Here is a 12,672-nt window from a genome sequence, read left to right on the forward strand (position 1 = left end):
CGCATTAGTCTCCGAAATGTCCCGCCGGTGCCTCCGGCGCGGAAACGTTCAGACCAAAGTAGGCTTCAAACACGGCCCGCGCCACCGGCGCCGCCGTTCCCCCGCCCGACTGCCCGTGTTCCACCACCACCGCCACGACGATTTCCGGCGCCTCGGCCGGCGCATAGGCGACGAACAGGGCGTGATCGCGGTGCCGAAAAGGCGTGACACGGCCGGCCCGGTCGCGGTCATCGTCGCGAAGCCGCACCACCTGAGCCGTGCCGGTTTTTCCCGCCACCTTGAATTCGTCCAGCCGGCTGGCGCGACCGGTGGCCTGAGGCTCATTGACGGCGGCCTCAAGGCTGCGCTGCACGGCCGCCAGGTTGCCCGGGCCAAAGTCGACGGTTTTTAGAACCTCGGGGCGGGCTTCATGAATCACCTGGCCATCCCAGCCTTCGATGCGCTTGACGATTTGGGGGCGCAACACCTGCCCCCCATTGGCCACACTGGCCGACATGACGGCGAGTTGCAGGGGGGTGCTGAGAACATAACCCTGGCCGATGGCCGCGATGACCGTTTCACCATCGTACCAGGGGGCGTTGAACCGCTGACGCTTCCAGGCGCGAGTCGGAATCAGGCCCTCTTTTTCTCCGGCCAGGGCAAAACCCAGGGATTCGCCCATGCCCATTTCCCGCGCCATGTCGGCCAGCCGATCGATGCCCAGATCGAGGCCGACCTTGTAAAACCACACATCGCAACTTTCCCGCATGGCCTTGCGCAGATCGGTGACGCCGTGGCCGGTGCGTTTCCAGCAACGAAAATCCCGATTGCCCAGGGTAAAGCTGCCGTAACAATCAACACGGGTATTGGGCGTGGCGACCCCGGCGCGCAGCGCCGCGAGGGCGGTCACGATCTTGAAGGTCGACGCCGGCGGGTATTGTCCCTTGATGGCCTTGTTCTGCAGGGGATGAAGGGGATTCTGCAGCAGTTCGCGCCATTCGGCGCCGCTGATGCCGCGCGCGAAAAGCGCGGGATTGAAGGACGGCCGGCTGGCCATGGCCAGGATTTCGCCGCTACGCGCATCCATGGCCACCACCGCGCCGGAGTGCTCGCCCAGGGCGCGCTCGGCGGCCAGCTGCACCTCCTGGCTCAGGGTCAGATACACCTTGTTGCCGGGTACGGGATCCTGGATCTTGAGCACCCGCAGTTCCTTGCCCAGCACATCCACTTCCACCAGGCGCTGGCCTTCGGTTCCGCGCAGGTAGGTTTCGAGGGTCTGCTCCAGGCCGCTTTTGCCGATGACATCCCCCGAACGATAATCCTTGCCCGTGGACTGGGCCAGTTCCCGTTCCGTGATTTCACCCAGATAGCCGAAAATATGCGCGGCAACATCCTCCAGGGGATAGGAGCGCATGGGATGCACATCGATGAGCACCCCCGGCAGGTCGAGGGAATTTTCCTGCACCCGCTCGAGCAGGTCGCGGCTCACGTCGTCGACCAGGGGCACCGGTCGATAAAAGGGGAAACGGCGCCCCGCCTTGAAGCGATTTTCAAGAATTTCCGGATCCGCGTCCAACAGAAGGGACAACTGCTCGATGAGGCGCTCGCGATCGTCGATGTCCTGGCGCATCACGGAAACGCCGAAGGCCGGCCGGTTGTCGACCAGCAACTGCCCATCGCGGTCGAAGATCGGCCCACGCGGCGCCGCGATGGGCATGTAGCGGATGCGGTTGCGCTCGGAGAGCATCTGAAACCGCTCGGCCTGAATGACCTGCAAATACCAGAGGCGTAGCAGCAGCAGCAGAAAAATCAGCACCGCCACCAGCGACAGCAACATGAAGCGCCGGGTCAGATCGGGCGCGTCGGATTCATTTTTCATATCGGCTATCCAGGTAGCGCAAGCCGGGCAGGCCGGTGGGACCACCAGCACGCCGACAGGCCCAGCGCACCACAAGCAGCGCCACGGCGGCCGCCAAGGCGCTCATGAACGCTTGGGTCGCCATCTGCCCGAGAATGATTTGCCAGTTGCGCCCTGCCTCATCGAGGATGAGCAGGGCCATCGCCGTCATTCCTCGGACCACCAGGGTGCCGCCGAAAACCAGCAGCACCAGCAGAAGGGAACTTTCCGTATTCAAGCGACGTTCGGTCAGCTTGATCAGAAAAAACGTCACGAGAAAGACCAAACCATGCAGGCCGAGGGTCTGGGCGGCAAAAACATCCACGAGCAACCCCAGCAGCCAGGCGATCAGACCGCCGCGTAAGGCGGTTTGACTGATGCTGAGAAACACGATGAGAATCATAAACAGCTCGGGCCGCGCCAGGGGAGGAAGAAAACGCGGAAAAACCGCCGTCTGCACCAGCGCGCAGCCGAAGCCGAGCAGCACGAAGGTCAGGGCCTGCTTCAAGGCTCATCCTCCACCAGTACCAAAACCTCTTCCAAACGTGAAAAGTCGGCTGCCGGGGCAATTTCAACGGTCTGAAAAAGGCCGAAATCGCCGCGCTCGACGCGAGCCACCTCGCCGAGCAGCAAACCCTTGGGAAACACTCCGCCGGTACCCGAGGTCACCACCCGATCCCCCACCTGGACATCCTCCTGCCGCAGCGCGAATTCAAGCATCAAGGCATCGCCGCGCCCACGGCAGACCCCGCGGGTCCGGGTGCGCTGCACCAAGGAAGCAACCGCGGAGGCGGCATCGGTGATGAGCAAGACCCGCGCTTCGCCCGGCGCCGCCTTGATGACGCGTCCCACAACCCCGGCGGGCGTCACCACGGGCAATCCCTCACGCACCCCAGAACGAGTCCCTTTGTCAAGGAGCACGGTTCGCGACCAAGTGGTGGAATCGGCCGCGATGACCCGCGCAGGAACCGCCGAAAGAGAAAATTCTTCTTTAAACTCAAGCAGTTCTCGCAACCGTTCGTTGGTCAGGCGAATCTCCCTAAGGTTTTCCAACTCGGCCTTGAGCAGCAAGTTTTCTTCTCGCAAACGCTCATTGTCCTGGGCCGTATCCACCAGCCACAGGTAGCCTTCCCACCCGGCGGCAACCCGCTCCCAGGCCAGGTCAAAGGTTTTGAGAAAAGGCGCCGCCAGGGTCAGAACCGCCTGTTCAAAAAAACTCGTCTGGTCCTTTTTGCGCAGATTGGCGCTATAGAGAAACAAGGCGGCCACCACCAGGCAGATGCCCAGGATCAGCGGCCGAAATTTTCTCAGCAGTTCGCGCAACGTCCACCTCGGACAAACACAAAGAGGGCCGCGAGGCCCTCCAAGAAAACATAAATCAGCGAGGATCAAACATCGATCGCCGCGCCGGACAGACGAGACATAATGTTCGTATCAGGAGCTCACCGTGACGCGCTTGAGCAGGTCGAGCTCGTCGAGCACCTTGCCCGAGCCCAGCACCACGCAGGACAGGGGCTCCTCGGCGATCACCACCGGCAGGCCGGTTTCCTCACGCAGCAGAATATCGAGATTGCGCAGATTGGCGCCGCCGCCGGCCAGGATGATGCCTTTATCGACGATATCGGCTGCCAGCTCGGGGGGCGTGCGCTCCAGGGCGATGCGCACCGCCTCGACGATGGCGTTGACGGTTTCGGAGAGCGCTTCGCGGATTTCGCTGGAATCGACTTCCAGGGTTTTGGGGATACCGCTGACCAGATCCCGACCCTTGACCTCCATGGTATGAACCGTGCCGTCGGGATCGGGGTAGGCGCTGCCGATTTCGATCTTGATCTGCTCGGCGGTGCGCTCGCCAATGAGAAGATTGTATTTGCGCTTGAGATACTGGACGATGGCTTCGTCGATCTTGTCGCCGCCGACCCGCACGCTTTTGGCGTAGACGATGCCGGCCAGGGAGATCACCGCCACCTCGGTGGTGCCCCCGCCGATGTCAACGATCATGTTGCCGGACGCCTCGGTAATCGGCAGCCCGGCGCCGATGGCGGCGGCCATGGGCTCCTCGATCAGATAAACCTCGCGCGCGCCGGCCGATTCGGCCGATTCCTTGACGGCGCGCTTTTCCACCTGGGTAATGCCCGAGGGTACGCAGATGACGATGCGCGGGCGGACCAGGGTCTTGCGATTATGCACCTTCTGGATGAAATAGCGCAGCATTTCCTGGGTGATGTCGAAATCGGCGATGACGCCGTCCTTCATGGGGCGGATGGCGATGATGCTGCCCGGGGTGCGCCCAAGCATTTTCTTGGCTTCCATGCCCACGGCCAGAACGCGCCGCTGACCGACGCCGTCCTTCTGCACCGCGACCACGGAGGGTTCACAAACAACGATGCCCTTGCCGCGCAGGTAGACCAGTGTGTTGGCCGTCCCCAGGTCAATGGCGAGATCGTTGGAAAAAAAGCCGAGAATCGAATTGAACAGGTTGAACATTGGGCCGGCGGCTCCTTTCGTTCACTACGGACAGGAGGGGTCTCCCCCTGGCAAACCGGCGCTTACCCTACCAAAATCACCTCCCTTTAGCAAGATGCTTAAATTTAAAAAATTATTGCCAGACAGCGTTTTCATGCCGTATCATTCACCCTTATTTTTTGAATCATCCGGCCAAGGAGACCCTGCCTCATGCTTGATTTTATCCGCAAAAAACAGAAGACCCTGCTCGTCAAGCTGGTCTTCTGGACCATCATCGCCGCCTTTGTCGGCACCATCTTCCTGGTGTGGGGCAAGGGCAGCGACAGCGTTCAGGACCCGGCCGCCACCGCCTTGGTCATCAATGGGGAAAAGCTCTCCCTCGATGCGTTCCAACGGACTTACGGCAATCTCTACAATCTCTACCAGAGTCTCTACCGCGATCAGTTCACCCCCCAGATGGAGCGCAGCCTCGGCCTGCGCCAGATGGCCGCCGACCGCCTGACCGAGCAAACCCTCCTCGCGCAGGAAGCCAAACGGCGCGGCATCAAGGTGACACGCGACGAACTGGTGGCCTCCATCGCCGAAATCACCGCCTTCCATGAAGACGGCGTGTTCAGCCGTCAGCGCTACCTGCAAGTACTGAATTACCAGCGCATCACGCCGGAGGAGTTCGAGGCCAGCCAGCAGCGCCAACTGCTCATCAACAAGGTCATCGACGACATTCAGAAAAATGTCGCCGTCACCGACGAGGAAATCGAGACGGCGTTCCGCGACCGCAACGAGGAAGTCAATCTCTCCTTCGTCACCTTTGCCCCCGCGCTCTACGAGAACCGCGTGCAGGTCGACGACGCCCAACTGCGGGAATGGTTCGCCCAGCGCCAGGAGGATTTTCGCCAAGCCGAGGCGGTGGCGCTGCGCTATGTGGAATTCACGCCGTCCCGCTATCGCGACCAGGTCCGCTTTGACGATGCGGAAATCGAGCGCCATTACCGTCGCCACCTCGACCAGTTCGAGGTCCGCGAGCAAATTCAAGCCTCCCATATCTTGATTCGGGTCGCCGAGGATGCCGACGAGCAAAGCCTTGCGCCACGCCTGGAGCGCGCGCAGAAAGTCCTTGCCGATCTGAAAGCCGGCAAGGACTTTGCCGAGCTCGCGCGCCTTTATTCCGACGACGAGGCCAGCGCCGTCAAGGGCGGCGATCTTGGGTACTTCCCCCGCGGCGTCATGGTGCCCGCTTTCGAGCAGACCGCTTTCGCCCTGCGGCCGGGTGAACTCAGCGAATTGGTCCGCACGCCGTTTGGCTTTCACATCATCAAGGTGACCGGCTACATCGAAGCCGGAATCCGCCCCATGGAAGATGTCATCGAGCAGGTCAAAAACGGCTTGCGCGACGACAAGGCCCGGCAACTCGCCACGGAAAAAGCCATGGATGCCTACAACCTCAACCGTCGCGACGGCGATCTCGACGCAGCGGCGCGCGCCAACGATCTCGGCATTAAGGAAACGGGCTTCTTTACCCGTGGCGGCGCCATCGACGGCATCGGCGAATCCGCCGAAATCACCGATGCCGCCTTTGCCTTGAACCCCGGTGAGCTGGCCCGCCCCGTGGTCCTGCCCCAAGGGGTTTTTCTCTTCACCGTCAAGGAAAAGCGGCCAAGCCGCCTGCCTGATTTCGACGAGGTCCGTGCCGAGGCCGAAGCGGCTTATCGTCGGGAGGAGTCCGTCGAGCTGGCGCGGCAGGCGGCGGAAGAGTTCCTGGCTGCCCTGGGCGAAAACGGCTCCCTTGAGGCGCGCGCCCGCAAGGAGAATCTGAAAGTCGAGGAAACCGGCCTTTTCTCGCGCGCCTTCGACACCTTCATTCCCCGCCTCGGCAACGACGCGAACCTGTTCAACGCAGCCTTCGCCCTGGAAGCTCCCGGCGCCCGGGCTCACGAGGTTTACAGCGTCGCCGGCAAGTTTGTCCTTGTCGCCCTCAAGGAACGCAAGCAGGCGGATATGAGCACCCTTGACGCGGCACGCCGCGAGGAAATCCGCACCAGCCTTCTGGCCACCAAGCAGCAGGAAGTGCTCGAAAAGGAAGTCGCGGCCCTGCGTCAGGCGGCCAAAGTCCAGATCACTCCGGCTCTTGCCAATTTCCTGGAAAGGTAACCAACCCCATGAGCAAGCTGGTTCTCAAAACCGATTTTCCCGATCTCAAGCTGGTCAATCGCGGCAAGGTCCGCGACATCTACGATCTGGGCGAGCATCTGCTGATCGTCACCTCCGACCGCATTTCGGCCTTCGACGTCATCATGAACGAAGCCATTCCCTACAAAGGATTCGTTCTCACCCAGATTTCGCGCTTCTGGTTCGAGAAGATGACCGATATCATCCCCAACCACATCATCGCCATGGATGTCGATGAGTTTCCCGCGAGCACGCACAAGTACCGCGCCGAGCTCGAAGGGCGCAGCATGCTGGTGAAAAAAGCCAAACCCTTGCCTGTTGAATGCATCGTGCGCGGCTACGTCTCCGGTTCGGGCTGGAAGGATTACAAGAAAACCGGCGCGATCTGCGGCATCGCCCTTCCCTCCGGGTTGGTGGAAAGCCAACAGCTGCCCGAGCCGATTTTCACCCCCTCGACCAAGGCCGAGCTCGGCGAGCACGATGAAAACATCGATTTCGCGCAAACCGTGAAACTGGTCGGCGAAAAACTAGCCGCCCAGGTGCGCGACACCACCATCGCCATCTACGACCGTGCCCGTCAGGTGGCCGACGCCAAGGGCATCATCATTGCCGACACCAAATTTGAATTCGGTATCCGCGACGGCGAACTGATCTGGATCGACGAGGCGCTCACCCCTGATTCCTCGCGCTTCTGGCCCAAGGATCTTTATCGTCCCGGCGGTCCGCAGCCGAGCTTCGACAAACAATTCCTGCGCGACTACCTGGAAACCCTCGATTGGAACAAACAGGCGCCCGCGCCGGCGCTGCCCGAGGAAATCGTGCGCAAAACCGGTGAGAAATACCTCGAAGCGCTCAAGCGCCTGACGGGTATGGAACCACCACGCTAATCATTCGAGCAAACCCCACCCGGCCGCGAGGATTATTCCTCGCGGCCTTTTTTACGCTTTCCGGCAACGACCTTCCGCGGTGAATAGAATGGCTGATTTTTTCATCCGCAGACATTTGCTCCCAGCGCTGGCGGCGCTTTCCCTGGCGTTGGCCGGCTGCGCGGCCTCTTTCGCGCCCAAGCCGACACGGCCCGCGATCGAACACGCCGAGGAGGGGGAAAATCTGGTCTTCCAGCGCAAGTTCGAAGAGGCCGAAAAAGAATTCCGCCTGGCCCTTCTCGCCGCGCCGGAGGAAACTTCTCACTACTTGCGACACGCCGATCTTCTGGAAATCCTCGGACGCGACCAGGAGGCCCGCGAGGTTCTGACGGCAGGACTGCGCTCCAGCAAGCCCGACAGGGATCAGACCCTGCATTTGACCCATCGGCTGATTCTGCTCAACGCCCTCAAGCTTGACGGTCTCAAGGAAGCTGTGCGCCTGCTGGAGACCTTGCCCCCCGACTCCTTTGCACGCACCGACGGCGCCGGCGTCATCGCCCTCTCCCAGGATCAACCCCGTGCCGCGCTGCCGCTCTTCGACCGCGCCCAGCACCTGGCGCGCAACACCGACGAGCAGGCCCTCGCCTTGTACCATGCCGCCCTGGCCTACCTTCGCCTCGAGGATGAAAAAAGCACCTCGGCGGCGCTCTACTATGCCATCACCCTCGCGGAGAATCCCGTCCTCATCAAGGATATCGAAAGGCTCTGGGCCAAGATCAACATCAAGACGAATTGAGCCAGGTCAAATCGCCGATCCCCTGCATCTGCTAAGCTCAAGGCATAAGATAACGGAAAGGAGAGCACCCCATGGCAAGCGACAAGCATTCGGTCAAGATGGAAGGCGGCACCCCCTTGAATCTGGCAGGGATGGTGGATTATCAGGAAGGATCGGTGGTCAGCCGCACCCTGCTGCAGGACGAAACCGGCACCCTGACGGTCTTCAGCTTCGACGAGGGCCAGGCCCTTTCGGAACATACCGTCCCCTACCATGCCTTCGTTCAGGTCCTCGACGGCGAGGCCGAAATCACCGTCGGCGGCACTCCCGCGCGGGTCAAGGCCGGGGAAATCATCCTCATGCCGGGGCATGTGTCCCACCGGGTCCGCGCCGTCAAGCGCTTCAAAATGCTCCTGACCCTGTTCAAGACGGCGAAAGCTCAAGAAAATTCCTGAGTCGCGAAAATCCAGGCTTGTTTTCCGCGCATTGTCCGATTCAAACGCCTATGCTATAAATCCCTCGGTCAAGCAAGACTCCGCCCGAGGGATTTATTCATGCTGGAGAGACTCTTTAAGGTTCATGCCCGCGGCAGCAATCCGCGAACGGAAATCATCGCCGGCGGCACGACGTTTCTCACGGCGGCCTACATTATTTTCGTCAACCCCGCGATCCTCGCCCAGGCCGGCATGGATCAGGGGGCCTTGACGACCGTGACCTGCCTGGTTGCCGGACTGGCCACCCTGCTGATTGCCCTCTGGGCCAATGTCCCGCTTATGATGGCCCCCGGCATGGGCCTCAACGCCTTTTTCGCCTACACCCTGGTGATCGGTCAGGGTCTGCATTGGACCACCGCCCTCGGCGTCGTATTTCTCTCCGGCATTTTCTTTCTGTTCCTCACCCTGATCGGCGTTCGCGAACGCTTGGTCAACGCCATCCCCGCATCCTTGCGCCTCGCCACCTCGGTCGGCATCGGCCTCTTTATTGCCTTTATCGGCATGCAGAATCTCGGGCTGGTGGTCCGCAACGAAGCGGTGCTGGTGCAAATGGGTCCCCTGACCACCGAGGTCCTGCTCGGTCTCGCCGGTCTGTTGCTGGTCGCCATTCTGGAATTGCTGCGGGTGCGAGGCTCGATCCTGCTGGCCATTCTCGCCACGGCGGGAGCCGGGATGCTCCTCGGCCTCACGCCCTTGCCGTCGCAGGTGGTCGCCCCGCCCCCGTCCATCGCCCCCATCGCATTTTCTCTCGATATTGTCGGAGCGCTGAAGATTTCCCTCTGGGCGAGCATTTTTTCCTTCATGTTCGTTGATCTCTTCGACAGCCTCGGCACCATGCTCGCGGTCTGCCGCGAGGCGGGCCTGACCGACCGGGAGGGCAAAATCCCCGGCCTGCCGCGCATGCTCACCGCCGATGCCCTGGCGACCGTGGGTGGGTCGCTGCTCGGCACCAGCACCACCACCGCCTACATTGAATCGGCAAGCGGCGTGGCTGACGGAGGGCGCACCGGCCTGGCGTCCGTGGTGACCGCTATCCTGTTTTTGCTCGCCTCCTTTTTTACCCCCGTCATCGCGGCGGTGCCCGCCTATGCCACGGCGCCGGCCCTGATGACCGTCGGCATTTTCATGATGCGCGGCATCGGCCAGATCGATTTCTACAATTTCGAGGAAGGCCTGCCCGCCTTTCTGACCCTGATCCTGATGCCTCTGACCTACTCCATTGCCACGGGACTGGCCTTCGGTTTTGCCTCTTTCGTGCTGCTCAAGCTTTTTCTCGGCAAAATCCGCCACTGCGACCCGTTTCTCATTGGCGCCGCCGTTCTATCCCTGATCAGCCTCATGGTTTCCTGAGACACAAAGTCCTGCCTGTTCCGCTTATTTATCAAAGAAAATTAGCCACTTCAAACCATTATCCCCTTTTTTCGATTCCGGCTCCTGTGGCATACTCAGACCGCTCTTTCCACTGCCGCGGAAAACTTTTTTATCGGTCTGGTTTTATTTTGCGAAGGGGGTTCCATGATCGCCGTTCATGGGCGCGGGCTCTTGCTGGTTGTCCTTGCGCTTTCCCTGCTATTTTTCATAGCTTTCCCCGGCTCGGGCTTCAGCGCGGATCTGCGCCTGACGTCCGACACGATCCTCCAATCCTTCAAGCGCGACCTGCCGGGTGAACCTGACCGCAAGGTCGCCCCCGTTTACGAATATCTCCAGGTCGATTACGGCAAAAAGGAAGAAGCCGGCCTTTCCTTTCACGGTTACGGGTGGATGCGCATCAACCTCGGCGACGACTATTTCGACGATACCACCGAGGCCGAACTCTTGTACGCCTATTTGGAATACGATACGCCCACCCAGGAGTTCCTGGTACGCGCCGGGCGCTTTTATGTCTTTGAGGGCGTTGCCAACGAAGCGGTGGATGGCGTTTATGGACGCAAACACCTGCCCAACAACATCACCCTGAGCGCCTATGCCGGGCAACCCGCCGCCCTCGCGAACACCAACGGCCGCGCGGGCGACTACATTGTCGGCGGTCGCGTCTCCCATCACCACATCGGCCGCTACGAGTTCGGCGTCTCCTACAAAACCCTCGCCAACGACGGCGGCAATGACGAGCAGTTCGCCGGCTTCGACGGCTATGTCTATCTTCCGGCCCGCATCTCCCTGCAGGGTACATCGGTTTATAATCTCAAGACCGACGGCTGGGCCGAACACTTCTACGAATTGCGCGTGCCCATGGGACCAGTCGAGGTGCGCCCCTTTTATCAGAAATACCGTTATGATGATTTCTTCGTGGATCAGGGCAGTTCCGCCTTTCCCTTCCGCTTTTTGGCCGGCACCGGCAACAGTTTGGAGGTCTTCGGCACCGAAGCCTACCTCTACCTGGATGAACGCTTCGAACTCGCGGGACGCCTGAAACACTACGAATACGACCGGCGCGACGGCAGCGCCGATTACTACTCCCTGATTTCAACATGGAAAATTCAGATTCTCAGCCAGGTCGGCATCGAATTGGGCCGCATGGACGGCGACCAGGATCGCCATCGCTTTACCCTGGCGCGCGGCTTCTTTTACTGGGATGCCCGCCCCTGGTTCGTTTCGGGGGACGCCATGTTGGTCGACTACGACCGCCAGAAATTCGGCAAGGATCAGGCCTGGTTTGCCTCCCTGGGCTTCGGCCGGGGTTTTCTCGGGGAACGCCTGAAGCTGAAATTTTCCCTGGATTACAGCGACGACCCTTACCTGGATGATAACTTCCGCACAACGCTGGTTGCCCACTATCGCTACGGCCACTGAGCGTTCAAGGCCCCGTTGACCCGGGCCGGTTTCTTCGGAGTATGATTGAATGAATGCAAAAAAGTTTTTTTTGTTTGTGCTGTTGGGACTTTTTGCCGGCGTGCTGATTTCCTGTGTCGCGGGAAACGGCTATCGCCCCCCCAAAACACACCCACCCATCTATGAATTGGGCGAGCGCCGCGTCTACTGCGTACGCTGTCACGGGCATGAAAACAAGGAAATGGTCTACGAGCGCTACAACCACACGCCCTTTTTCACCGACAACCATCGGCTCGTCACCTACCAGGACGAAGCCGTTTGCGCCATGTGCCATGACCAGAGTTTTTGCAACAGTTGCCACGCCACCCGCGTCGAGCTCAAACCCTCGCTGCGCAACCAGACGGAAACCTTCCGCCGCACCCAGCATCGCGGCGACTATCTTTCGCGCCACCAAATCGACGGTCGCATCGACCCGACCTCGTGCTTTCGTTGTCACGGCAACCCGAAGGCATCGCAAACCTGCCGTCCCTGCCACGGTTAACAGGGGGTGAGACCCATCATGGATAAGAGGGGACTGAGATCACTGGCGGCGTTAAGCTTGGCTTTCTCGTTGCTCCTTTATGCCTGCGGCGGCGGCAGCGGCAACGAGGATGCGCCCACCGTGCGCAATGCCCATGAACCGGGCTGGCAGGTGGACCACAGTGCTACGGCCAGGGTCGCCCAGGCCAAGAACGATTTCTCGGACTGCCAAGTCTGTCATCGCGCCGATCTCAACGGCGGCGGCGGGGTTCCGGGTTGTTTTGAGTGCCATACCGCCGGCGAACCTTTCTCCAATTTCCATCGCAAGCAGCCCGGGTTCGAGCAGCTTGAGTGGGCCAATCCCCTCAACCACGGCTGGGCCGCCAAACAGAATCTACTTGCCTGCCAGGGTTGCCATGCCGAGCGTGGCGGTCCGGGCAGCAACCCCCGCTTCAATGTCACCTTGCGCAGCCTGGTCGGGGGGTGTGAAAGTGTGCTCTGTCATGGGGATAAAACCAATATCTACACCGATCTGGTCGCAACGCCGCCTCGACAGCTAATTGACAACGTTGCCCACCCGACTTTTGCCGCCCACCCGGGTTCGAGCGCGCCGGATAATTTCTGGTGGTTCGGGCAGCGCCTAGAATTTCCGGGCGGCATACAAGCCAAGCTCGGGCACTGGGATGTGCAGAACATGCAAGCCTGCACCCTCTGTCACGGAGTGCAAGGTTTGGGCGGTAGCGG

At 60.8% G+C, this 12,672-nt stretch carries 11 protein-coding genes and 1 pseudogene; 8 read left to right on the forward strand and 4 right to left on the reverse strand.

What is annotated here, in order from left to right; genetic code table 11:
- Nucleotides 1-4: 4 nt before the first annotated feature.
- The 4 genes from mrdA to QAT43_RS03855 form a co-directional block, all read right to left on the reverse strand.
- On the reverse strand, nt 5-1,858 hold the full coding sequence (gene mrdA, locus QAT43_RS03840) for a penicillin-binding protein 2 (protein ID WP_305041720.1): 1,854 nt from the start codon (nt 1,856-1,858) through the stop codon (nt 5-7).
- Nucleotides 1,848-2,384 carry a rod shape-determining protein MreD gene (mreD, locus tag QAT43_RS03845; RefSeq protein WP_305041721.1) on the reverse strand — a complete coding sequence of 179 codons (537 nt, stop codon included), beginning with the start codon at nt 2,382-2,384 and terminating at the stop codon, nt 1,848-1,850. Before mreD ends, mrdA begins: the two co-directional genes overlap by 11 nt.
- On the reverse strand, nt 2,381-3,199 hold the full coding sequence (gene mreC / locus QAT43_RS03850) for a rod shape-determining protein MreC (RefSeq protein ID WP_305041722.1): 819 nt from the start codon (nt 3,197-3,199) through the stop codon (nt 2,381-2,383). The genes mreD and mreC overlap by 4 nt, the downstream gene beginning before the upstream one ends.
- 111 nt (nt 3,200-3,310) lie before the next feature.
- Nucleotides 3,311-4,360, reverse strand: a complete 1,050-nt coding sequence (locus QAT43_RS03855; protein WP_442900200.1) for a rod shape-determining protein — start codon at nt 4,358-4,360, stop codon at nt 3,311-3,313.
- A 189-nt stretch (nt 4,361-4,549) separates the two neighbouring features.
- Here QAT43_RS03855 and QAT43_RS03860 point away from each other — a divergent pair, with 189 nt between their 5' ends.
- The 8 genes and pseudogenes from QAT43_RS03860 to QAT43_RS03895 form a co-directional block, all read left to right on the forward strand.
- Nucleotides 4,550-6,487 carry a SurA N-terminal domain-containing protein gene (locus QAT43_RS03860; protein ID WP_305041723.1) on the forward strand — a complete coding sequence of 646 codons (1,938 nt, stop codon included), beginning with the start codon at nt 4,550-4,552 and terminating at the stop codon, nt 6,485-6,487.
- Between the two features lie 8 nt (nt 6,488-6,495).
- Nucleotides 6,496-7,392 (forward strand): phosphoribosylaminoimidazolesuccinocarboxamide synthase, encoded by an 897-nt coding sequence (locus tag QAT43_RS03865; RefSeq protein ID WP_305041724.1) that lies wholly within the window; start codon nt 6,496-6,498, stop codon nt 7,390-7,392.
- 88 nt (nt 7,393-7,480) lie between these two features.
- Nucleotides 7,481-8,167: a hypothetical protein gene (locus QAT43_RS03870; protein WP_305041725.1), complete on the forward strand. Its 687-nt coding sequence runs from the start codon at nt 7,481-7,483 to the stop codon at nt 8,165-8,167.
- Between the two features lie 71 nt (nt 8,168-8,238).
- Nucleotides 8,239-8,601, forward strand: coding sequence for a cupin domain-containing protein (locus tag QAT43_RS03875; protein ID WP_305041726.1), 363 nt, complete (start codon nt 8,239-8,241; stop codon nt 8,599-8,601).
- 99 nt (nt 8,602-8,700) lie between these two features.
- Complete coding sequence (locus tag QAT43_RS03880) at nt 8,701-9,990, forward strand: NCS2 family permease (protein WP_305041727.1); 1,290 nt, start codon at nt 8,701-8,703, stop codon at nt 9,988-9,990.
- Between the two features lie 165 nt (nt 9,991-10,155).
- Nucleotides 10,156-11,430, forward strand: coding sequence for a hypothetical protein (locus tag QAT43_RS03885; RefSeq protein WP_305041728.1), 1,275 nt, complete (start codon nt 10,156-10,158; stop codon nt 11,428-11,430).
- A gap of 49 nt (nt 11,431-11,479) precedes the next feature.
- A complete protein-coding gene (locus QAT43_RS03890) occupies nt 11,480-11,950 on the forward strand; it encodes a cytochrome C (protein ID WP_305041729.1) in 471 nt (156 codons plus the stop codon).
- Nucleotides 11,951-12,007: 57 nt separating this feature from the next.
- A pseudogene (locus tag QAT43_RS03895) lies at nt 12,008-12,672 on the forward strand (hypothetical protein); the annotation flags it as partial.

It is taken from the genome of Geoalkalibacter sp. (assembly GCF_030604225.1).
GTDB lineage: Bacteria > Desulfobacterota > Desulfuromonadia > Desulfuromonadales > Geoalkalibacteraceae > Geoalkalibacter.